We start from the raw sequence: 19,539 nt of genomic DNA, 5'->3' as shown, positions 1-19,539 counted from the left end.
CCGCCGGCCCGCGCATCGTCGCGCGACCGGTTCCGGGCTCAGTAGAGCAGAGCGGGGGGCCGCGGTCCAGTGTCCATCGCGTCCGCGCCCGTCCAGCCTGTCGGCGGCGTCAACGGGACGGTCGGCACGCCGCCGTTCGCACTCGTGTCCGGGTCCTCGAGGGGCGCATCCACGGGGACGACCATCCACCGAGGGTGCGCCGTGGTCCCCCCGCGGATACGGCGCATCCCGTGGGCGGGCGCTTCGGGCGCGGGAGTCGGCGCGGCGCCGTCGGAGGCGACACCGACCTCCCCCGGCGAGGTGTTCGTCGGAGGGCGTACCGTCGCCTGCTCCTCGATCTTTCTCCTCGTCGCCGCCGTGGCATTCATCCCTTCGACCGACGGCGCCGCGAGCGCCTCGGCGACGATGCGGCGGGGGTCGTACCGACGCGGATCCAGGGCGCGCCACTGCGGGGCGTCGACGGGGACGCCGATCTCCTCGGCCGCGCGCACCCGGGCGGCATCCACCGTTCGACGCAGGTCCCTCACCAGGGCCGCCGCGCGGCCGACGACGACGGGGAGGCGCTGCGGGCCCAGGACGACCGCGGCGATGAGGCCCACGAGCAGGAGCTTCTCGAACGTCAGACCGAACACGTCGGTTCCTCTTGCCTCGTGGAGGCCGTCCCGCGGGCGAGCCTCCGGTCGTGCAGGGCGGCGATGAGCAGCGCGGTCGCGTACAGCGCGGACATCGGGACGGCGACGAGGAACATCGACAGCACGTCGGCGGATGGCGTGGCCATCGCGCTGAACAGCACGATCGCGACCAGGGCGTACCGCCAGCTGCGGACCAGGGTGACGGCGGACAGGAGGCCGGCGAGGTTCAGTACCACCAGCACGACGGGCAGCACGAAGGCGACGCCGGTGGCGACCATGATCTTCAGGACGAAGTCGACGTAGGCGCCGGCGTCGAGGATCGTGGAGTCCTCGCTCGCGGCGAATCCCGTGAGCACCGACACCATGTGCGGGAACAGCAGCACCCCCGTGGCGCACCCGGCCGCGAACAGCGGCACCGCGGCTCCGACCGATCCGAGCACGTAGCGCCGCTCGCGACGGGTGAGCCCCGGCAGCACGAACGCGAACACCTGGTACAGCCAGACGGGGCTGGCGAGCACGACGCCCGTCACCAGCGCGGACCGCAGGCGCAGGTCGAACGCCCCCGTGACGCTGTCGAAGTTGAGGCTCGCGTCACGCTCGGCGGCGATCTGCGCGATCGGGGCACGGAGCAGCTCCATCAGGGGGTCGTAGAGGAACCAGCCGACGAGGGCCCCGATCGCGACGGCGAGCGCCGCCCGCATCGCGCGGCGGGTGGCCTCGTCGAGGTGGGCGGCGACGGGCATGGGGGCCGACCGCGGCGCCTCGGGTCGAGGCGCCGCAGCGGTGGGGGCGGCGACGGTGGTCATGTCGTGCTCGGCGGGGAGGTGACGGGCACGGCCGTGGTCAGCGGGATACGGTCGTCGGTCCGGTCGGCCGGGACGGCACCGGTGTCGGCCCCGGAGTCGCCGACCTCGGTCTTGAGGATGCGCACGGACTGCCCGAGGCTGCGGGCGAGGGCCGGCAGCTTCGCAGCGCCGAAGACGAGCACGATGACGGCGAGCACGATGAGGGCGTGCCAGCCGGTGAGGTTCTGCAGCATGGGAGGGTCCTTCCGGGTCAGCGGCCGCCGGGCATGGCGCCCGCGGTCGGGGTGGTGGTGGTGTCGACGCGGACGCCGAGCGAGACGGTCCAGCCGGTCGCGTTGTCGCCCGAGGTCGTGGCGAGCTCGAGCACTCCCCCGTCGTCGCCGAAGACGTTGTCGCTGTCGAGCGAGACGCGGGAGAGGTTGGACGCCGAGGACGGGTACGTGGCGGTGTCGGCGTAGACCGTCTCGCAGGTGGCCTGCGGCAGGGCGACCTGCGAGGTGGCGATGGCGTTGGATGAATCGGTGATGGCATCCACGTTCGGATACACCTCGAAGTGGATGTGGGGCCAGCGACCGTCGTAGCAGCCGGGGAAGATCGAGGTGAAAGAGACGACGCCGTCGTCACCGACCACCTGCACCCCACGGAGATAGGTCTCGTTCTCGATGCCGGAGGAGTACATCGAGTAGTTCCCCTCGGTGTCGCAGTGCCAGACGTACACGGCGGCCCCGGCGAAGGGCACATCGCCGCCCGCGGTGTCGAAGATCGTGAGGTTCAGCGTCATGGGGACGCCCGTGGCCGTGGCTCCGCCGTCGAGGCTGGAGCGCAGATCGCTGCGCACGATCCCGGACTGCTCGAGCACATCGACGCCGTTCGAGCCGTCGCCGGGGTAGGGCCCGGCGGTCTCGTCGGGGATCTCTCCCGCGGGCAGAGCCGCAGCGGTCGTCGTCGCGGATGCGGAGGGCGTGGGGGTCGCCGAGGGGGTCGTGGTCGCCGTCGGCGTCGCCGTGGGCGTCGCGGTCGTCGCCGTGGACCCGGTCGCCGCCGGCGTGCACGCGGCGAGGGTCGCCGCCCCCGCGCCCAGCACGACCAACCCCAGGATGCCGCGCCGGGAGACGAGCGTGCGGATGTCGAACGGCGCTCCCTGGTCGACGACGGGCTCGTCGGCCCGGTCGAGCAACCGCCCCTCGTAGGTCGGGCCCTCGGGGGTCATCTGGGTCTCGGGGATCCTGCTCACGGTCGCCTCCCGGCTCTCGGTGGGTGTGTCGTCGGATCGAGGATGCGCGGGGCACCCTGCGCGGGCCCTGCGCATTCCTATGAGCCTGCTTTGCGTCAATCGACGCCCTCGATCCACCGGCCCGCCGCTCGCGACGGCGTGTCAGGATGAAGGTCGGGAGGACCGTGATGACGCCGCAGCTGCACGCCGTGACCCTCGTCGTGAACATGCCGATCACCAAGATCGACGCCCTCGACGCCATCGCCTTCGCGGCGGACGGGAACGTCGAGGATGCCGGTACCGCACGGCCGCGCGTGTGGCTCGCCCCGCACGCGTGGGCCGAGGTCGAGATCCCCAAGTTCGCCGACCCGCCGCCGTTCGCGATCGACGTCTACTCCGACACCTCGGGCGCGATCGCGTGGGCGCAGGCTCGCCGACTGCACGCGGCGCTCGAGCGCTTCGGATGGACCGTGCACCCGCCCGTGGCCGGGGCGCGGTGACCACGGCTGCTCCCGCGCCGCGCGCGCGGCTGCTCTACGTCGAGGACGACGCTGAGATCGCGGCCATGACGCTCGAGGTGCTGCGCGAGGTCTACGACGTCACCCACGAGCGCGACGGGCTCGCCGGCCGCGAGCGCGCGCTGCGCGACCGTTTCGACGTCGTCGTGCTCGACCGGCGCCTTCCCGGCTGCGACGGGGCCGAGATCGTGCGCTCCCTGCGCGCCGCGCACATCACGACGCCGGTGCTCATGCTGACGGCCCTGGGCGCGGTGTCCGACCGGGTGGACGGCCTGGATGCCGGCGCGAACGACTACCTGCTCAAGCCCTTCGACTTCGACGAACTGCTCGCGCGGCTCCGCGCACTCCTTCGCGCCTTCCGGGCGGAGGGACGTCGGCGCGAGATGTCCGACTGGACCTACCTCCCCGACACCGGCGTCGCCTACGGCCCGAGCGGGGCGCGCGTGGCCCTGACGGCGACCGAGAACGCCGTCCTCGACCTGCTCAGCCGCAGCCCCGATCACGTCTTCTCGCGCGAGGAGATCGCGGGCGCCGTGTTCAGTTCGCCCGATGCGGTGACCACCGTCGACACCTACGTCCATTACGTGCGCCGCAAGACCGCCACGGAGGTCATCGAGACGGTGCGCGGACGCGGCTACCGCGCGGGGGCCGCTAGGTGAGCGCCGAGGACGACCGTCGGGTCGTCCGACGCGCCGCCCTGCGCGTCGGGGCGCTCGTGGCGGGGGCCTCCGCCGTCGCGATCGCGGGGGGCGTCGGCATCCTGGTCTGGGTGCTCGTGTCGGGCGCGCGCGAGGAGGGGGGTGGGCACCGCCCGGGGTTCGGGCCCCCCGGCGGCGACCGCTTCGTCGTCGATCTCGACGACGTGCTGCCGTGGGTCATCGGGCTCGGACTGGTGGGGGTCGTGGTGCTCGGGCTCGTGGGCTGGGCCGCCGCGCGCTGGTCGGTGGGTCCGCTCGACGACGCGCTCCGCCGCCAGCGCGCCTTCGTGTCGGACGCGAGTCACGAGTTGCGCACCCCGCTCACGGCGTTGACCAGTCGTATCCAGATCGTCCAGCGGCGCCTGCAGCGCGCCGAACCCGCCGACGAGCCGGTCGCGCAGCTGCGTCGTGACGCGCAGGTGCTCGACGACGTGCTCACCGACATGCTGCTCACCGCCGAAGGGGCGGCCCAGACCGGCACCTCCTCGACCGCGGACAGCGTGCGCGCGGCCGTCGCCGGCCTCGACGCGCTCGCCGACGACGCGGGGGTGAATGTGCGCACCGGCGCCCTCGCCGATGTCGTCGTCGCCGTCCCCGCGGTCACGGTGGTGCGCATGTGCACCGCGCTGCTCGACAACGCCGTCGGTCACACGCCCGCCGCCGGGACGGTGACGGTCACGGCCCGCGACGAGGGGGACGACGTCGTGATCCGGGTGGCCGACGAGGGGCACGGGATCGCGGATGCCGACCTCCCCCGCATCTTCGAACGCTTCGCGCGCGGCGCCGAGTCGGGCCGGCGTCGCGGCTTCGGTCTCGGGCTCTCGCTGGTGCGCGAGGCCGCGACGCGCGCCGGCGGACGGATCGAGGTGGAAAGCACGTCACCGGCGGGCACGGTGTTCGCGCTGCGTCTGCCGCGCGCCCGCTGAGAAGCGCGGTCAGCCCGCCACGGCGGAGCGGAACGCCGTCACCTCGACGCCGCCCGCGAAGCGTCTGACGTCACCGTGCTCCCACACCACCCCGGATGCCACGGGTGCCGCCGGCATCCATGCGAAGTCGTCGAGGCCGGCGATCGCCGCGACCGTCGCCCACGCGTCGGCGGTGGCGAGGTCGTCCGCCAGCACCGTCGCGCTGACCGGGCCCGCGCGGCGATCGCCGGTGCGCGGATCGACGAGGTGGGCGCCGCGCTCGGCGGTGCCCGAGGTCGCGACGGCCCCGTCGACGATCTCGACCGTCGCGAGCAGGACGCCCGCGTGCACGGGGTGGGCGATTCCGACCGTCCACGCGTGCTCGCTCCCCGGGGCCGTGCGCAGACGCATGTCTCCCCCGACGTTGAGGCCGACCGCTTCGACGACCCCGTCCGCGAGCAGTTCGTCGAACGCCGCGGCCGCGGCATCCACCGACCACCCCTTCACATACCCGGTCGGATCGAACCAGCCCTGCCAGTGCGCGTCGAAACGACCGCCCGACGCGAGGCGCAGATCGCGGCATCGCACCGCGACCTCGGCGACCCGCGCATCGAGCTCGCCGAGTTCGAGGCCCTCGTCGCGCAGGCGCGAGACGTCGGAGTCCACGCGGTAGGTCGAGAACACGCGCTCGTCGTCGCGCAGGCGGGCGAGGGCCGCGGCGATCGCCGTCTCGACGGCGACGGTGCGGGCGCCCTTGACCGTCAGCGAGGCGACGGTCCCCATCACGGGCTCGGTCACCGTGAACGTCGGCGCCGTCACGATCGGGCCTGGTCGAGGGCGGACTGCAGCGAGGTGCGGTACCCGGTGCTCGTATACGTGGCACCGGAGACCATGTCGACCTGCGCGCTCTGCGCCTGGATCGTCTCCTGCATCAAGGTGGGCAGCGCGCGCGAGTTGATCTGCTGGTCGCGTCCGTTCGACGAGGGGTACTCGGGCACCTGCACGTCGGTGATCGAGCCGCCCGACACCGTGATCTGCACCTGCACCGGTCCGTACCGGGTGTTCGCGGACGAGCCGGTGTACGTGCCGTCGCGGAGTCCGCGGGAGGTGGTCTGGCCGGCCGCGCCGGACGACGAGGACCCGGATGCCGAGGAGCTCGACGACGACGACGACGCGGACGGGGTCGGGGCGGGGGCGGCCGCCGTCGTTCCCGTGGACACGGAAGCGACGTCCGACAGCGCGCCGGCGGAATCCGGGGCGACCGAGGTGCGGTAGCTGAAGAGCAGCACGAGGCCCGTCACCGTGGCCATGACGGCGTAGACGATTCGTTTCATCGGGTCCTCCTCAGACGGTGAAGGCTTCGAGATGGATCTGAGCCGACGGGACGCCGGCACGGCGGAGGTCTGTGCGCACGGCGTCCATCCAGGGACGGGGGCCGCAGAGATAGACGTCGGTGTCGGCGGGACGAGGAGCCACATACCGCACGAGATCGGCACCCGCCCACGCAGCGTGCGACTGCGGGAGCCACGGCGAGGCGGTGGCCGCGCGCGGGCCGGGCAGCGCCGCGTGCCGCAGGCCCCGCTCCCGCTCGAGGCGCTGGATCGCGTCGACGCGGAGCGCGTCGCCCGCGGTGTGGTCGCGCACGAGCAGCGTCGCCTCGCCGGGGGCCCAGCGGGCCTCCTGGAGCAGGGCGACGAGCGGGGCGACGCCGGCCCCGGCGCCGATCATCAGCAGCTCGCGCCCGCGCCGCTCGTCGGTCGTGAGCGTGCCGTAGGGCCCCTCGATCAGCACGCGCGTGCCGGGATGCAGGGCGGCGAGCCGGTGCGTGCCGTCGCCCACCAGACGGGCGGAGATCACGAGCTCGCGGCCGTCGGGGGCCGCGGCGAGTGAGAAGGGGTGCCCGCGCGTCCAGCCGGATCCGTCGAGGAAGCGCCAGACGAAGAACTGCCCGCCCCGGGCGTTCAACGCCCCGAGCCGGCGGCCCGTCAGGCGCACCGACACCCCGCGGTCGCCGTCGCGTTCGACGGCGCTCACCCGGATGCCGTGACGGAGCGACCGGGTCAACGGCATCCCGAGCCGGAACACGATCACCGCGGCGGCCGTGAGAGCCCACATCGTCCACCAGTACACGGTCGCGGCGGGGTTGGCGGTGAAGTCGGCGCCCGTCCACAGCATGTGCGGGATCGCGAGGCCGACCCCGAGATAGCCGTAGAGGTGCAGCAGATGCCACGACTCGTACCGCAGACGACGGCGGGCCCTGCGCACCGAGGTGACCACAACGAGCAGCAGCAGGCCGGTGCCCGCGGTCGCCAGCAGCATGCCCGGGTAGTCCCACACGAACTCCCACGCCTGCACCAGCGGGTTGAGCCCCGCCGAGACCGCATACCCGAGGATCTGCAGGGCGATGTGCGCGGCGAAAAGAGCGAACGACCAGAAGCCGACGATCCGGTGCATGCGGGTGATCCCGTCACGACCGAAGCCGCGCTCGAACAGCGGCACGCGCGCCATGAGCAGCACCTGGTAGAAGAGGAGGTCGGCGGATGCCAGGCCCGCTGCCCGGCCGAGGGCGTTGAGGGTGTCGCCTCCCCCCGCGAGCAGCGCCTGGAGCTCGCCGCCGGAGACCCACACCGCCACCACGATCAGGCTCGTCGCCCACACGACCGTGACGGCTGCGAGGTTCCAGGCGGCCCGGTTGCTCGTGCGCGGCCGTACCGCGCGGCGCGTGGGCACGGCTGCGGGCGGGGCGGTGAGGACGGGTGCTGCGGTCATGCGCTCAGCGTGCCCGCGCGCTCCCCAGACGGCTCCAAGAAAGCGGGCGGGTGGGCGGATGCATAGGGATTACGTAGGTTCAGCGTCGGTACCCGGCGCCAGGGCGCGGCGGGCTCTGTCGTGAGAGGGGCGCGCGGGAGGCTCCCACCCGAGGCGCGACGGGGACGGCCGGGCGGAGAAGCAGCGCCGAGGAGAGCAGGATCAGCGGTCGTTCCAGATCAGCGGCGCCTGTCGGAGCCAGGTGTCGTCTTCGAGGGAGTCGAGGAGGAAGCGGGCGACGTCGGCGCGGCTGATGCTGAACCCCGGCTTCTCCGTGCCCACGAGCGCGGCGCGCGCGGCTCCGCGGGAGGGCGCGTCGGAGAGGGCGACCGAGCGGGCCATCACCCATTCCACGTCGGACGCGCGGATGACCGCATCGACGCCGTGATGATCGGTGTACCCGTGGCGGATTCCGGAGGTCTTGATGAGCCCCTTCATCAGGGGGTTCAACGCGGGCCAGGAATCGCCGGCGCCCTGCGTGGAGGCGACGGCGATCCGGCGGATGCCGTTCTCCGTCATGACCGTGAGGGTGTCGCGGGTCGCGTCGGTCATGAACGCGGGCGGGCTGACGGGTGTGGCCCAGGGGTTGTCGCTGGCGCGCGAGTTGTTCAACGCGCTGACCACCGCGTCGACGCCTTCCGCGGCGCGGCGGATGTCGTCGATGCGAGCGGGGGTTCCGGCGACGAGCTCGACGCCATCGGGTGCCACGAGGGCGTCGGGGTTGCGAACGAGCGCGCGAACGCGATGACCGCGTTCGACTGCCTGGGACAGGACATGGACGCCGGTGCGTCCGCTGCCGCCGAGAACGAGGAGGGTGGTCATGGGCGTTCCGTTTCCGTCGGCGGCGTCGGTTCTGAAGGGGCGGAGGCGATGGTCTGGGCGAGCGCGTGCGCGTAGCCATTCACGGACTGGGCCCCGGACGCGGCCAGTCGACGGTCGAAGACCGCGAACGGCACACCCTGCACGCCCAGACGCCGGCCCTCCTCGATGTCTTCACGGACCGCATCGGCGTACTCGTCTCCGGCGAGCACCTCGCGGACCCGGTCTGCGGAGAGGCCCACCTCGGCGCCGGCCGCCGAGAGAGAATCCGCGGCGAACGGGTTGAGGTCGCCCGCGAAGAACCGGTCCTGCACGAGCGAGAAGAACTCGAGACCGACGCCCTGGTCCTGCGCGAACTGGAAGACGCGGTGGAAGTCGGAGGTGTTCGCGTTCAATCGGTCGACCGAGAACGGCAGTCCCTCGCTCTGTGCGAGAGCCTGGATGCGCCGCTCCGCGTGGACGACGATCTGCGCGTCGCCGCCGTGCGAGCGGATGAAGGCGCTCTCGATCGTCTCAGGGGTCGTCGGGGCACCCGGGTTCAGTTCGAAGGAGCGCAGACGCAGCTCGAATCGGTCTCCGTCGGTGCGCCCGGCGATCGCCTCCTGGAGCCGGTGCTTGCCGACGTAGCACCAGGGGCACCCCAGGTCGCTCCAGACCTCGATCACGACGGGTCGGGACGTCTCAGACGGGTTGTCATCAGTCATGTCGCTTACCTCACTTGTAGTGCGTAGCAACATCATCCGACTGTGGAAGATCGTTCACAAAAGGCACTCCCGTGTGCCCGACGAAGGCGCAGGTGCGCGTGCGAAACCGGCGTGGCCCCGCCGCCGCCTCAGCCGACGGAGGCTGACGTCTCGGCGCGAGAGCCGGCTCGGCCCACACCGATCCGCTCGTGCAGGGCTCTGTTCGCCGCCACCGTCGCGTGGTTCTCCACCGCCCACTGCGAGAGTTGCAGGACGGCTTGCTGCAAAGACTTGCCCAGAGGGGTCACCCGATACTCGACCCTCGGCGGGACTTCCGCGTACGCCCGTCGCTCCACGAGCCCGTCGCGCTCGAGCGCCTTCAGGGTGACCGTCAGCATGCGCTGCGAGACGCCCGGGATGCTCGCCATCAGGTCGGAGTAGCGCAGCGTCCGTTCACCGAGGGTGCTGAGCACCAGGACGGTCCACTTGTCGCCGATGCGATCCAGTACTTCCCTGATGAAGGCGCTGTCCTCGGGCCACATGGCGCAGGGACCCACCGCTTTCCTCTCCGTGGCCATCTCCCGCCTCCTCGACCGACTCACCGTAGCAAGCGGGTGCCCACGCAGGCTTCCGCTTCCCGATCCCCCCGGCACTCTGGCCCGGGTTCTCGCGTCAGTCGGCGAGGTCCGCGAGCGCCGCGCTGCGCTCCCACAGCTGCTTCGCGACGGCGGGGTCGTCGGCGAGCTTGTTGGTCTTCGCGGGCTTGTTGTTCGCGTAGAAGCCGCCCGGCTCCCAATCGACGCCGGGCTTGCCGAGTGCGAGCCAGGTCAATCGCGCCCCGCCCACCGACGTCGAGGTCATCAGGCGCTGCGCCAACGGGCCGCCGTACAGGAACTTCCACGGGCCATTGCTGGAGGCCCCGAAGTTCGACGCGATCACCCCGGGGTGGAAGGCCACCGCCGACAGGCCCTGGTCGCCGAACCGGCGGTTCAGCTCCTTGGTGAACAGGACGTTCGCGAGCTTGGCATTGCCGTAGGCGTTCGTGGAGGAGTAGCGGCGAGCGCCCTGCAGGTCGTCGATGTCGAAGCGCGGGAAGAGCTTCGCCGCGGCGCTGGAGGTCTGGATCACCGAGGCGTCGGAGTCGATGAGGCGCTCGAGCAGCAGGTTCGTCAGCAGGAACGGCGCGAGGTGGTTCACCTGGAACGTCGTCTCGTATCCGTCCGTGGTGAGCGTGCGCTCGCCGAACACGCCCCCGGCGTTGTTGGCGAGCACGTCGATGCGCGGGTACCGCTCGAGGAGGGATGCCGCGAGCTCGCGCACCTGGGCCAGATCGCTGAAGTCGGCGACGAACGAGTCCACGCCGAGCGTCCGCGCGACGCGCGCGGTCTTGTCGGGATTGCGCCCCACCACCACGACCTCCTCGCCGAGCTGCGCGAGCTGCTTCGCGGAGGCGGCGCCGATGCCGTCGCTCGCGCCGGTGATGACGATGGTGCGGGTCATGGGTGCCTCCTGGGTCGTGATGCAGCCACGCTAACGGCGGCCTCGACGTCGACGGCGGGGCTTGCCCCCGGCATCCGGAGTCGTCACAGAACTCACAGGCCGCTCCCAGCCCGGCGGGACCAAATCCGGCACGGTCGACGTTCTCTTCTGTGACGGCCGACACCGGTCGCCATGACGAAGGGACACGAACCGTGAGCACGGAGTACCGGAAGACGTCGGAGGCGCTGAGCCGCCTCACCGACCGCCAGTTCGCCGTCACGCAGGACGACGCGACCGAACCGCCGTTCCGCAACGAGTACTGGGACAACCACGAGGACGGCATCTACGTCGACGTCGTGTCGGGGCAGCCCCTGTTCTCCTCGACCGACAAGTTCGAGAGCGGCTCGGGCTGGCCGAGCTTCACCAAGCCCATCGACGACGTCGCCGTCGTGGAGAAGACCGATCGGACGCTGTGGATGACGCGCACCGAGGTGCGCTCGGCCGGGGCGGACAGCCACCTCGGACACGTCTTCGACGACGGCCCGCGCCAGGCCGGCGGCCTGAGATACTGCATGAACTCGGCCGCTCTGCGCTTCGTCCCCGTCGCGGAGCTCGAGGCGCAGGGCTACGGCGCCTACCTCCCCCTGTTCCGCGAGAGCCGGGCCTCATGAACCTCTCCACCCTCTTCACCCGTGACCGCAAAAGGAGCACCAGCATGACCAGCGGACCTTCCGACACCGGCGAGATCACCCGCCGCCCCGGCACCGAGACCGCCGTCCTCGCGGGCGGCTGCTTCTGGGGCGTCGAAGACCTCATCCGTCGCCAGCCGGGCGTTCTCGACACGCGCGTCGGCTACACCGGCGGGCAGAACGACCACGCGACCTATCGCAACCACCCCGGCCACGCCGAGGCGGTCGAGATCGTCTTCGACCCCGCGAAGACCACGTACCGCGACATCCTGGCGTTCTTCTTCCAGATCCACGACCCGTCGACACTGAACCGCCAGGGCAACGACATCGGCACGAGCTACCGCTCGGCGATCTTCCCGCTCTCGTCCGAGCAGGAGAAGGTCGCGCGCGACACGATCGCCGATGTCGACGCATCGGGGATCTGGCCGGCGAAGGTCGTCACCACGATCGAGCCGGAGGCGCCCTTCTGGGAGGCCGAGCCCGAGCACCAGGACTACCTGATCCGCATCCCGAACGGCTACACGTGCCACTTCGTGCGCCCCGGCTGGGTGCTGCCCAAGCGTGAGGAAGCCTCCGCGTAACGAATCGAGAGGGCCCGGATGCCACGGCATCCGGGCCCTTTCGCGTCCCCCGCGATGGCCTGCAGGCCGTCGAGCGTCCCGGACACGCCGGACGCCCTCGCGCGATGCGGCGTGTTCCGGACACTCGAGGATCCGACGCCGCGCGCGCAAGCCCGACGGCCGGGACGACGGCGCTTCGTAGGCTCTCGGCATGAGCGAGTACGACGTCATCGTGGTCGGTGCGGGCCTCGCGGGGCTGCGCGCGGCGACCCGCCTCGCGGAGGCCGGACGCGACGTCGTCGTCCTCGAGGCCGGGGACGCCGTGGGAGGGCGGGAGCGCACCGACGTCGTCGACGGATTCCGCCTCGATCTCGGCTTCCATGTGCTGAACCCGGCCTATCCCGCGATCCGGCGCTGGGTCGACGTCGACGCGCTGGCGCTGCGGCGTTTCCCCGTGGCGGTCGGCGTGCGACTCGACGACCGGGTGGCGCGGCTCGCGCACCCGCTGCGGCATCCGTCGTCGCTGGCCGAGACGCTGGCGAGCGGACTCGTGCGGCCGACGGATGTCCTCGCCCTCGCTCGGTGGGCGGGTCCGACCGTCCTGACCGCCCGGGCGGCGAAGACCGGCGACGACCGCGCTCTCGCCGAGGCGTGGGACCGGGCGGGCCTGCGCGGACCCCTGCGGGAGGCCGTGCTCGAACCCTTCCTGGCCGGCGTGCTCGCCGACGACCGACAGGAGACCTCCGACGCGTTCGTCCGCCTGCTCATCCGCAGCTTCGCGCTCGGGCGCCCGGGCGTTCCCGCCGCGGGCATCGGCGCCCTCCCCGCGCAGCTCGCCGACGCCGCCCGGCGAGCGGGAGCCGGCATCCGCCTGTCGCACCGGGTGGTCTCGACCCGGCGGCGAGCGCACGGCTGGCATGTGGGCATCGAGGGTCAGGATGCCGTGACCGCCCGCGCCGTGATCCTCGCCACCGGTCTCGACCCGGCCTTGGACGTGTCGCTCGCCGCGCCGCGGGGCCTGCAGACGTGGTGGTTCGCCGCCGACGAGGCACCGACGGACGACGGCGCGCTCCGGGTCGACGGCCGTCGTCGCGGCCCGGTGGTGAACACCGCGGTGATGACGAACACCGCCCCGACCTACGCGCCGCGGGGGCAGCACCTCATCCAGGCGACGTGCGTGTTGCCCTCGGACGCGTCGGAGAGCGGCATCCGTCGCCAGCTCGCCGAGATCTGGGATGCCGACACCCGCCCCTGGCGCCTGCTGCGTCGCGACGACATCGCCCGAGCCCTCCCCGTGCAGGATCCACCGCTGCGACGGCGGCGTCCCGTGCGGCTCGGCGACGGCCGTTACGTCGCCGGGGATCACCGCGACACGGCGTCGATCCAGGGCGCGCTCGTGTCGGGTCAGCGGGCCGCGGAGGCGGTACGGGCCGACCTCGGGCGGTGAACCGGCGTGGCCCCGGTCAGCCGGGGCGCGGTTCGACGTGGACGCTGCGTCATCCCCGCTGAGCCAGCGCCTGCAGCGCTTCGCCGGTCACCCGGCGCGTCGTCCACTCCTCCATCGCCTCGGCTCCGAGGGCACGGTAGAAGCCGATGGCCGGCTCGTTCCAGTCCAGCACCGTCCATTCCAGGCGCGAATACCCGCGCCGCACGCACTCCTCGGCGAGCGCCGAGAGCAGAGCGACCCCGTAGCCGTGCGAGCGGTACTGCTCGTGCACGTAGAGGTCCTCGAGCCAGATGCCGTGCGTGCCCGTCCACGTGGAGTAGGTGAGGAACCAGATCGCGATCGCGCGAATATCGTCGTCGGGGCCGGCCACGACGATCGCGAACGCGCGCGGCTCGTCGCCGAACAGCGTCGCGGTGATCATCGCCGCGGTGTTCTCGACGGCATCCGGCTCCTTCTCGTAGTCGGCGAGGGCCTGGATGCAGGCGAGGATGCCGTCCTCGTCACCGGGTCGGGCACGGCGCAGCACGGCGTCGTCGGGGAATGCGGTCATGCGTGAGCCTCCCAGCTCTCGAGGGCGACGCGGCGGAAGTTCCCGCCGAGCACCGCGGCGATGTCGGCGTCGGCCCAGCCCCGCGCCGCGAGGGCGCCGCCGAGCTGAACGAAGGTCTCCGGCGGCATCCATTCGACCGGTCCCCACGCGGTGTAGCTGGCGTCGTAGAGCTCGGGGCTCGTCGCCAGCACGTCGCGGAAGGTCTCCCAGTCGAAGGAGAAGTCCGTGCTCACGCCCACGTGCGCGATGCCGACGACTCCGACGGCGTGCTCGATGTGGCGCACCATCGCCTCGAGCGTCGGGGTGTTGGGCCCGAGGAAGATGCCGACGCCGGTCACGCCCACCACTCCCCCGGTGTCGGCGACGGCGCGGGCCTGATCGTCGGTGATGTTGCGCGGGTGATCCCACACGGCGCGCAGGTTGGAGTGGCTGAAGACGACCGGTCGGGTCGACACCGCGCACATGTCGAAGGTGGTGCGCGCCCCCACGTGCGAGCCGTCGGGCACCATGCCGCGAACGTTCATCTCGGCGACGAGATCGCGACCCCACGCGGTGAGGCCGTCGTCGATCGCGTCGAGGCACCCGCCGCCGGCGGCGTTGGCGTGGTTGTAGACCGGCCCGAGGGTGCGCACACCCAGGGCCGTGAGAGCGGCCACCGCGCCGAGGTCTCCCCCGAGGGGGGCGACGTCTTCGAGGTCGAACACCACCGCGGTGTCCCCGGCGGCGGCGATGCGGTCGACGTCCTCGACGGATGCCGCCAGCGCGAGCCCCTCGATCGCCTCGACCTGCGCACGGAAGGAGTGAAGGACGGATGCCGCGACCTCGGGGCCGTGCGGGGCGAAGCCGACGTTCAGCGACACCAGGCCGCCCCCGCCGCCGCGATAGCGGTGCAGCTCGGTCAGGTCGGCGGTCTCGACGAGCTCGGCGCACGCGTGCTGGTCCCAGATCACGTCAGGCCCCCACCCGCGCGGCGAGCGCGGGGTCGAGCGCCTCGCGCTCGTCGAACACGAAGCAGTCGCCGCTCCAGTGCGCCGCGCCCTGCGCGTCGAACCACCCGAGGATGCCGCCGTCGAGCTGGTACGCCTCGACGCCCTCGTCCCGCAGGTACAGCGCCGCCTTCTCGCAGCGGATGCCGCCGGTGCAGAAGCTCACGACCGTCTTGCCGACGAGCTCGTCGCGGTGCGCGCTCGCAGCAGCCGGGAACTGGGTGAACCGGTCGATGCGCCAGTCCAGCGCCCCGGCGAAGGTGCCGTAGTCGACCTCGAAAGCGTTGCGCGTGTCGACGAGCACCACCTCGCGACCGTCGTCGTCGCTGCCACGGTCGAGCCACCGGCGCAGGGTCTCCGGGCTCACGGCGGGTGCCCGGCCGTCCTGCGGACGCACCTCGGGGCGATCCATGCGGATGATCTCGCGCTTCACCTTCACCCGCAGTGCGCCGAAGGGCACGGCGTCCGACCAGCTCTCCTTCGTCTGCAGGGCCGCGAAACGCGCATCGGTCCGGAGATCGTCGACGAAACCGCGCACCTCGTCGGCGGACCCCGCCAGGAAGAGGTTGATCCCCTCCTCGGCCAGCAGGATCGTCCCGCGCAGCCCCCGCGCCCCGGCCTGCTCGCGCAGTGCGTCCCGGAGGGCTGCCGGGTCGTCGAGCGGCGTGAACAGGTACGCCGACACGTTCAGGGTGGATGCGGATGCCATGACCTCCACCCTACGAAAGCCCGCACGTGCGCGTGTCATCGTGCGACGCCGGCGTCAAGCCGGGAAACGCCCCGCGTCGATCGCCTAGCGTGGGAAGACTCGTCCCCGGGAGGAAGCGTGCCCCTTGGCCCCGTGCCGTCGACCGTGACCGTCTCCGTGGTCATCCCCGTCCGCGACGATTCCGCGCACCTTCGGCGGTGCCTGGGAGCGCTCGCCGCGCAGACCCTCGCCCCCGACGAGATCGTCGTCGTCGACAACGACTCCCGCGACGACAGCGCCGCCGTCGCGCGCGGCGCGGGGACGCGCGTGGTCTTCTGCGGCGAGCGCGGCATCCCTGCCGCTGCGGCCGCGGGCTACGACGCCGCGCGGGGCGACCTCATCCTCCGGCTCGACGCCGACAGCATCCCCGCGGCGACCTGGGTGGCGAGCATGGTCGAGGCGCTGAAGGACACGGACGTGGATGCCGTCACCGGCGGTGCCGTGTTCCATGACGGCCCGGCGGCCGGGCGCGTGGCGATGGCCCGGGCCTTCCTCGGCACCTACACCGCCTTCGCCGTCCCCGCCCTCGGTCACACGCCCCTCTGGGGGTCGAACATGGCGTTCCGGCGGCGGGCGTGGGAGGACGTGCGTGCCGAGGTGCACCTCGACCCCGAGCTGCACGACGACCTCGACCTGGCCTACCACCTCGGCGAGCGGCACCGCATCCGCCACGTCCCGGGGCACCACATGCGCGTGTCATCGCGGACCGTCGAGCCGGGGCGGTTCGCGCGGTGCTTCCGCCGCGGCGCGGGCACGGTGTTCGCGCACTGGCCGCGGGACTTCCCGGTCGCCCGGTGGGTGCGTGTGGCCCGCCGGCGTGCCGTGCGCCCCCTCAGCGAGGGGGCGCGCTGATGGCCGGCATCCTGTTCCCCGACGTCGAGGCTCCCGACCTGCACGTGATGAGCTTCAACATCCGCCGACGCTTCGACCGCATCACCTGGCCGCCCGCCGACCGCTGGCCGATGCGCAAGCAACGGTTGCGCACGTTCCTCGGCGCGAACCGTCCGCACCTCCTCGGCTCGCAGGAGGCGATGCCCGACCAGGCGCAGTGGGTGCAGGACTCCCTGGGCTCGAGCTACGGGCGCCTCGGTCTCGGGCGCGGCAAGGACCGCGGCGGCGAGGGCACTCCCCTGTTCTACGACCGCGACCGCATCGAGGTGGAGGATTGGCGCCAGGTCGCCCTCTCCGACACCCCCGAGGTGCCCGGATCGACCGGGTGGGGCAACACGATCCCACGTATCGCCGTGATCGCGCACCTGCGCGACCTCGCCACCGGCGCGGGCTTCACCTTCGTCAACACGCACTTCGACGCCTTCTCGCGGCGCGCGCGGCGGCGGTCGGCCACCTGGCTGCACGATCTGGTCGCCGCCGAGGCGGGACCGCTGCTGTTCACCGCCGACGTGAACGCGCACGTGCGCTCGGGCGAGCTCGCCGGCATGTTCGCCGACGCACTACTCGTCGACACCTGGTCGTACGCCCACGCGCGGCGGTCGGCCGAGTGGGGCACATTCAACAACTACGCGACCCCGCGGGTCGGCGCTCGGCGCATCGACGCGCTGCTGGCCACCCCCGAGGTCGGGGTGCGCGCCGTGGGCATCGACCCCCGCCCCACCGGGACGCAGTGGCCGAGCGACCACCTCCCCGTGCAGGCCGTGGTACGCATCCCCGTCGGGAGCCCACGGTGACCGCTCACCGCGCGCCGTCCGAAGAGCAGCGGATGCCGTTGCTCTCGGCGATGTACGCCAACCTCAAGCGCCCGCCGCGCAGCGTCACCGATTGGCTCGCCGACGCGGTGCGCGCGGCGGCGATCGTGATCGTGATCGTCTCGCTGTTCGCCCTGCCGTTCACGGACTTCGCCGTGCTGTCGATGTCACTGCCGGCGGTGATGCTCTCGCGCATGATCGGCCTGCGCTCCGGACTCGACCTCGTCACGTGCGTCACCGTGTTCATCGCGGCCGGCAGCAACGTCATCGACCTGTACCGCGCGTGGACGGGGTGGGATCTGATCGTCCACGCCGTATGCACGGGAGTGTTGGCCGCCGTCGCGCTCGTGCTCCTCGACGACGCTCGGGTGATCGAGCCGACCGGCCGACGCCGAACGCCGATCCTCGTCGCCACGACGGCGGGGCTCGCGCTCAGCGCCGTGTGGGAGATGGTCGAGTGGTTCGGCTACCGCTTCATCACCGACGCCATCTTCGTCACGTACGACGACACCATCGGCGACATGATCGCGGGGGGCGCGGGAGCGCTGATCGCCGGAGTGCTGGCCTCCCGCTGGCGCCTGACGCGCACGGATCGCGCCGCTCTCTGACGCCCCGCCCCGGCGGGACCGCACGGACGCGAACGCGCCGGCCCCGAGGGGACCGGCGCGTTCGCCGTCGACGGTGCCGACTCAGATGGCCGACTCAGATGGTGCCGGCGACGTCCGTTCCCACGAGGTCGCCGTCGGGGTTCGGCTCGCTCAGCTGCTCGCCGGGAGCGGTCGAGTCCTCGAGCGGCGGGAGGCCCGCCTCGACACGCGATCCGGTCTCGGCATCCACGTTCTTCCAGTACTGCACGGCACGATCGCGGACGTCCTTCCGGGTCACTCCCCCGACGTGCCCGACGATCGTCTCGACGAGACGGTCGCGCTCCTCGGCCGACATGACCTCGCGCACGAGGGCACCCGCCTGACCCCAGTCGTCGTCCTCGGGGTGCAGCGTCGCCGCCGACCGCACGAGTTCGCCGTCGCTGTGCCAGCCGCCGTCGCCGGCGCGTCGCGGGTCGGCCGCGGGTCCGCCCACCGAGTTCGGCGCGTAGACGGGCACCTCGGGCGGGTTGTACTCGTAGCGCATCGCGCCCTCCTTCGAGTACGAGTGCACCTCGGCGTGCGGACGGTTCACCGGCAGCTGCTGGTAGTTGGTGCCGACGCGGTAGCGGTGCGCGTCGGCGTAGCTGAAGATGCGCGCCTGCAGCATCTTGTCGGGGCTGCCGTCGATGCCGGGCACGAAGTTCGACGGCTCGAAGGCCGCCTGCTCGATCTCGGCGAAGTAGTTGCCCGGGTTGCGGTTCAGCTCCATCGTGCCGACCTCGATCTCGGGGTAGTCGCTGTGCGGCCACACCTTGGTCAGGTCGAACGGGTTGAAGCGGTAGGTCTTGGCATCCTCGTAAGGCATGATCTGCACCTTCAGCGTCCACGTGGGGAACTCGCCCCGCTCGATCGCCGCGTACAGGTCGCGGATGTGGAAGTCGGCGTCCTGGCCCGCGATCTGATCCGCCTCGTCTTGCGTGAGCGTCTTGTGGCCGAGGTCGGTGTGGAAGTGGTACTTCACCCAGAACCGTTCGCCGTCGGCATTGATCCACTGGTAGGTGTGCGAGCCGTAGCCGTTCATGTGCCGCCAGGACGCCGGGATGCCGCGGTCGCCCATGAGCCACGTGACCTGGTGGGCGCTCTCGGGCGAGAGCGTCCAGAAATCCCACTGCATGGTGTTGTCGCGCAGGTGGCTGCCGGGGAGGCGCTTCTGCGACCGGATGAAGTCGGGGAACTTGATGCCGTCCTTGACGAAGAAGACGGGGGTGTTGTTGCCGACGAGGTCGTAATTGCCCTCGGTCGTGTAGAACTTCAGCGAGAACCCGCGGGGGTCGCGCCACGTGTCGGGGCTGCCCTGCTCGCCGGCGACCGACGAGAAGCGCGCCAGCATCTCGGTCTCGACGCCGGGCTGGAACAACGCGGCCCGGGTGTAGGCCGAGACGTCGCCGGTCGTGCGGAAGGTGCCGAACGCTCCGCCGCCCTTCGCGTGCACGACGCGCTCGGGGACGCGCTCGCGATTGAACTGCGCGAGCTTCTCGATCAGGTAGTGGTCGGTCAGCGCGATCGAGCCGTCGGCTCCGACGCTCTGCGAATGCTCGTCACTGGCGACGGGTGCGCCGCCGTTCGTGGTGGTCGGCTCGGTCATGGCTCTCCTCACGTCGTGGGCCGCGAAACGAAAGGCCCACGCCGACGCTACGCACCCCCTCCG

Annotated in this window: 24 protein-coding genes; 9 read left to right on the top strand and 15 right to left on the bottom strand. The window is 72.0% G+C overall.

Annotated elements, in window-relative coordinates; translation table 11 throughout:
* Nucleotides 1-38: 38 nt before the first annotated feature.
* Genes AB0N80_RS13050 through AB0N80_RS13035 form a run of 4 tightly spaced genes read right to left on the bottom strand, consistent with a single transcriptional unit; the run spans nucleotide 39 to nucleotide 2,672 of the window.
* Nucleotides 39-632 carry a hypothetical protein gene (locus tag AB0N80_RS13050; protein ID WP_315992904.1) on the bottom strand — a complete coding sequence of 198 codons (594 nt, stop codon included), beginning with the start codon at nucleotides 630-632 and terminating at the stop codon, nucleotides 39-41.
* On the bottom strand, nucleotides 620-1,438 hold the full coding sequence (gene tatC / locus AB0N80_RS13045; RefSeq protein WP_315992905.1) for a twin-arginine translocase subunit TatC: 819 nt from the start codon (nucleotides 1,436-1,438) through the stop codon (nucleotides 620-622). The genes AB0N80_RS13050 and tatC overlap by 13 nt, the downstream gene beginning before the upstream one ends.
* Entirely contained in the window at nucleotides 1,435-1,671 is a 237-nt protein-coding gene (locus tag AB0N80_RS13040; protein ID WP_315992906.1) for a twin-arginine translocase TatA/TatE family subunit, read from the bottom strand. Before AB0N80_RS13040 ends, tatC begins: the two co-directional genes overlap by 4 nt.
* A gap of 17 nt (nucleotides 1,672-1,688) precedes the next feature.
* Complete coding sequence (locus AB0N80_RS13035) at nucleotides 1,689-2,672, bottom strand: 3,4-dioxygenase subunit beta (protein WP_315992907.1); 984 nt, start codon at nucleotides 2,670-2,672, stop codon at nucleotides 1,689-1,691.
* A gap of 167 nt (nucleotides 2,673-2,839) precedes the next feature.
* On the opposite strand from AB0N80_RS13035, the gene AB0N80_RS13030 reads away from it, so the two are divergent.
* From AB0N80_RS13030 to AB0N80_RS13020, 3 genes are read left to right on the top strand one after another with little or no spacing between them, the layout of a single operon-like run.
* Nucleotides 2,840-3,151 (top strand): hypothetical protein, encoded by a 312-nt coding sequence (locus AB0N80_RS13030; protein ID WP_315992908.1) that lies wholly within the window; start codon nucleotides 2,840-2,842, stop codon nucleotides 3,149-3,151.
* Complete coding sequence (locus AB0N80_RS13025; protein ID WP_363578930.1) at nucleotides 3,115-3,828, top strand: response regulator transcription factor; 714 nt, start codon at nucleotides 3,115-3,117, stop codon at nucleotides 3,826-3,828. The genes AB0N80_RS13030 and AB0N80_RS13025 overlap by 37 nt, the downstream gene beginning before the upstream one ends.
* Nucleotides 3,825-4,793 carry a HAMP domain-containing sensor histidine kinase gene (locus AB0N80_RS13020; protein WP_363578929.1) on the top strand — a complete coding sequence of 323 codons (969 nt, stop codon included), beginning with the start codon at nucleotides 3,825-3,827 and terminating at the stop codon, nucleotides 4,791-4,793. Before AB0N80_RS13025 ends, AB0N80_RS13020 begins: the two co-directional genes overlap by 4 nt.
* Before the next feature lie 9 nt (nucleotides 4,794-4,802).
* Here the strand turns inward: AB0N80_RS13020 and AB0N80_RS13015 are convergent, their stop codons facing one another.
* From AB0N80_RS13015 to AB0N80_RS12985, 7 genes are all read right to left on the bottom strand, one after another.
* The gene (locus AB0N80_RS13015) at nucleotides 4,803-5,591 is read right to left on the bottom strand and encodes an FAD:protein FMN transferase (RefSeq protein WP_363578928.1); all 789 of its coding nucleotides are present in this window, start codon (nucleotides 5,589-5,591) and stop codon (nucleotides 4,803-4,805) included.
* Nucleotides 5,588-6,106, bottom strand: coding sequence for an FMN-binding protein (locus tag AB0N80_RS13010; protein WP_363578927.1), 519 nt, complete (start codon nucleotides 6,104-6,106; stop codon nucleotides 5,588-5,590). The genes AB0N80_RS13015 and AB0N80_RS13010 overlap by 4 nt, the downstream gene beginning before the upstream one ends.
* 10 nt (nucleotides 6,107-6,116) lie before the next feature.
* Nucleotides 6,117-7,541 carry a ferric reductase-like transmembrane domain-containing protein gene (locus AB0N80_RS13005; RefSeq protein ID WP_363578926.1) on the bottom strand — a complete coding sequence of 475 codons (1,425 nt, stop codon included), beginning with the start codon at nucleotides 7,539-7,541 and terminating at the stop codon, nucleotides 6,117-6,119.
* Between the two features lie 201 nt (nucleotides 7,542-7,742).
* The gene (locus AB0N80_RS13000) at nucleotides 7,743-8,402 is read right to left on the bottom strand and encodes an NAD(P)H-binding protein (protein ID WP_363392338.1); all 660 of its coding nucleotides are present in this window, start codon (nucleotides 8,400-8,402) and stop codon (nucleotides 7,743-7,745) included.
* Nucleotides 8,399-9,103 carry a DsbA family oxidoreductase gene (locus AB0N80_RS12995; protein ID WP_363578925.1) on the bottom strand — a complete coding sequence of 235 codons (705 nt, stop codon included), beginning with the start codon at nucleotides 9,101-9,103 and terminating at the stop codon, nucleotides 8,399-8,401. Before AB0N80_RS12995 ends, AB0N80_RS13000 begins: the two co-directional genes overlap by 4 nt.
* Nucleotides 9,104-9,231: 128 nt before the next feature.
* Entirely contained in the window at nucleotides 9,232-9,660 is a 429-nt protein-coding gene (locus AB0N80_RS12990; RefSeq protein ID WP_363578924.1) for a helix-turn-helix domain-containing protein, read from the bottom strand.
* A 94-nt stretch (nucleotides 9,661-9,754) separates the two neighbouring features.
* Nucleotides 9,755-10,582, bottom strand: a complete 828-nt coding sequence (locus AB0N80_RS12985) for an SDR family NAD(P)-dependent oxidoreductase (RefSeq protein ID WP_363578923.1) — start codon at nucleotides 10,580-10,582, stop codon at nucleotides 9,755-9,757.
* 191 nt (nucleotides 10,583-10,773) lie between these two features.
* Between AB0N80_RS12985 and msrB the strand changes: the two genes are divergently transcribed.
* The 3 genes from msrB to AB0N80_RS12970 all read left to right on the top strand — a co-directional run bounded on the left by msrB (nucleotide 10,774) and on the right by AB0N80_RS12970 (nucleotide 13,257).
* Nucleotides 10,774-11,232, top strand: a complete 459-nt coding sequence (msrB, locus tag AB0N80_RS12980; protein WP_315992918.1) for a peptide-methionine (R)-S-oxide reductase MsrB — start codon at nucleotides 10,774-10,776, stop codon at nucleotides 11,230-11,232.
* A 44-nt stretch (nucleotides 11,233-11,276) separates the two neighbouring features.
* Nucleotides 11,277-11,831, top strand: coding sequence for a peptide-methionine (S)-S-oxide reductase MsrA (gene msrA / locus AB0N80_RS12975; RefSeq protein ID WP_315992919.1), 555 nt, complete (start codon nucleotides 11,277-11,279; stop codon nucleotides 11,829-11,831).
* A gap of 190 nt (nucleotides 11,832-12,021) precedes the next feature.
* Nucleotides 12,022-13,257 carry an NAD(P)/FAD-dependent oxidoreductase gene (locus tag AB0N80_RS12970; protein ID WP_315992920.1) on the top strand — a complete coding sequence of 412 codons (1,236 nt, stop codon included), beginning with the start codon at nucleotides 12,022-12,024 and terminating at the stop codon, nucleotides 13,255-13,257.
* A gap of 49 nt (nucleotides 13,258-13,306) precedes the next feature.
* On the opposite strand, the gene AB0N80_RS12965 is transcribed toward AB0N80_RS12970, so the two are convergent.
* From AB0N80_RS12965 to AB0N80_RS12955, 3 genes are read right to left on the bottom strand one after another with little or no spacing between them, the layout of a single operon-like run.
* On the bottom strand, nucleotides 13,307-13,807 hold the full coding sequence (locus tag AB0N80_RS12965; RefSeq protein ID WP_363578922.1) for a GNAT family N-acetyltransferase: 501 nt from the start codon (nucleotides 13,805-13,807) through the stop codon (nucleotides 13,307-13,309).
* Nucleotides 13,804-14,757, bottom strand: a complete 954-nt coding sequence (locus tag AB0N80_RS12960; protein ID WP_363578921.1) for a membrane dipeptidase — start codon at nucleotides 14,755-14,757, stop codon at nucleotides 13,804-13,806. The genes AB0N80_RS12965 and AB0N80_RS12960 overlap by 4 nt, the downstream gene beginning before the upstream one ends.
* Before the next feature lies 1 nt (nucleotide 14,758).
* Nucleotides 14,759-15,502 carry a sulfurtransferase gene (locus AB0N80_RS12955; RefSeq protein WP_315992923.1) on the bottom strand — a complete coding sequence of 248 codons (744 nt, stop codon included), beginning with the start codon at nucleotides 15,500-15,502 and terminating at the stop codon, nucleotides 14,759-14,761.
* Between the two features lie 117 nt (nucleotides 15,503-15,619).
* On the opposite strand from AB0N80_RS12955, the gene AB0N80_RS12950 reads away from it, so the two are divergent.
* The 3 genes from AB0N80_RS12950 to AB0N80_RS12940 are packed head-to-tail and all read left to right on the top strand — an operon-like array spanning nucleotide 15,620 to nucleotide 17,852.
* Complete coding sequence (locus AB0N80_RS12950) at nucleotides 15,620-16,393, top strand: glycosyltransferase (protein WP_315992924.1); 774 nt, start codon at nucleotides 15,620-15,622, stop codon at nucleotides 16,391-16,393.
* Complete coding sequence (locus tag AB0N80_RS12945; RefSeq protein ID WP_363578920.1) at nucleotides 16,393-17,226, top strand: endonuclease/exonuclease/phosphatase family protein; 834 nt, start codon at nucleotides 16,393-16,395, stop codon at nucleotides 17,224-17,226. Before AB0N80_RS12950 ends, AB0N80_RS12945 begins: the two co-directional genes overlap by 1 nt.
* Complete coding sequence (locus AB0N80_RS12940) at nucleotides 17,223-17,852, top strand: hypothetical protein (protein ID WP_363578919.1); 630 nt, start codon at nucleotides 17,223-17,225, stop codon at nucleotides 17,850-17,852. Before AB0N80_RS12945 ends, AB0N80_RS12940 begins: the two co-directional genes overlap by 4 nt.
* Before the next feature lie 94 nt (nucleotides 17,853-17,946).
* On the opposite strand, the gene AB0N80_RS12935 is transcribed toward AB0N80_RS12940, so the two are convergent.
* Complete coding sequence (locus AB0N80_RS12935) at nucleotides 17,947-19,476, bottom strand: catalase (protein ID WP_363392358.1); 1,530 nt, start codon at nucleotides 19,474-19,476, stop codon at nucleotides 17,947-17,949.
* Nucleotides 19,477-19,539: the final 63 nt, after the last annotated feature.

The sequence above is a fragment of the Microbacterium sp. NPDC089188 genome (genome assembly GCF_040685155.1).
Taxonomy (GTDB): Bacteria; Actinomycetota; Actinomycetes; order Actinomycetales; family Microbacteriaceae; genus Microbacterium; species Microbacterium galbum.
This window is presented reverse-complemented; position numbering and strand designations above follow the sequence as displayed.

Coding starts and splice junctions, on each gene's coding strand:
- tatC (WP_315992905.1), bottom strand. CDS start 1,438: ATGACCACCGTCGCCGCCCCCACCGCTGCGGCGCCTCGACCCGAGGCG.
- AB0N80_RS12970 (WP_315992920.1), top strand. CDS start 12,022: ATGAGCGAGTACGACGTCATCGTGGTCGGTGCGGGCCTCGCGGGGCTG.
- AB0N80_RS13000 (WP_363392338.1), bottom strand. CDS start 8,402: ATGACCACCCTCCTCGTTCTCGGCGGCAGCGGACGCACCGGCGTCCAT.
- AB0N80_RS12945 (WP_363578920.1), top strand. CDS start 16,393: ATGGCCGGCATCCTGTTCCCCGACGTCGAGGCTCCCGACCTGCACGTG.
- AB0N80_RS12935 (WP_363392358.1), bottom strand. CDS start 19,476: ATGACCGAGCCGACCACCACGAACGGCGGCGCACCCGTCGCCAGTGAC.
- AB0N80_RS12990 (WP_363578924.1), bottom strand. CDS start 9,660: ATGGCCACGGAGAGGAAAGCGGTGGGTCCCTGCGCCATGTGGCCCGAG.
- AB0N80_RS13005 (WP_363578926.1), bottom strand. CDS start 7,541: ATGACCGCAGCACCCGTCCTCACCGCCCCGCCCGCAGCCGTGCCCACG.
- AB0N80_RS13010 (WP_363578927.1), bottom strand. CDS start 6,106: ATGAAACGAATCGTCTACGCCGTCATGGCCACGGTGACGGGCCTCGTG.
- msrA (WP_315992919.1), top strand. CDS start 11,277: ATGACCAGCGGACCTTCCGACACCGGCGAGATCACCCGCCGCCCCGGC.
- AB0N80_RS13040 (WP_315992906.1), bottom strand. CDS start 1,671: ATGCTGCAGAACCTCACCGGCTGGCACGCCCTCATCGTGCTCGCCGTC.
- AB0N80_RS12995 (WP_363578925.1), bottom strand. CDS start 9,103: ATGACTGATGACAACCCGTCTGAGACGTCCCGACCCGTCGTGATCGAG.
- AB0N80_RS13030 (WP_315992908.1), top strand. CDS start 2,840: ATGACGCCGCAGCTGCACGCCGTGACCCTCGTCGTGAACATGCCGATC.
- AB0N80_RS12955 (WP_315992923.1), bottom strand. CDS start 15,502: ATGGCATCCGCATCCACCCTGAACGTGTCGGCGTACCTGTTCACGCCG.
- AB0N80_RS12965 (WP_363578922.1), bottom strand. CDS start 13,807: ATGACCGCATTCCCCGACGACGCCGTGCTGCGCCGTGCCCGACCCGGT.
- AB0N80_RS12985 (WP_363578923.1), bottom strand. CDS start 10,582: ATGACCCGCACCATCGTCATCACCGGCGCGAGCGACGGCATCGGCGCC.
- AB0N80_RS13025 (WP_363578930.1), top strand. CDS start 3,115: ATGGACCGTGCACCCGCCCGTGGCCGGGGCGCGGTGACCACGGCTGCT.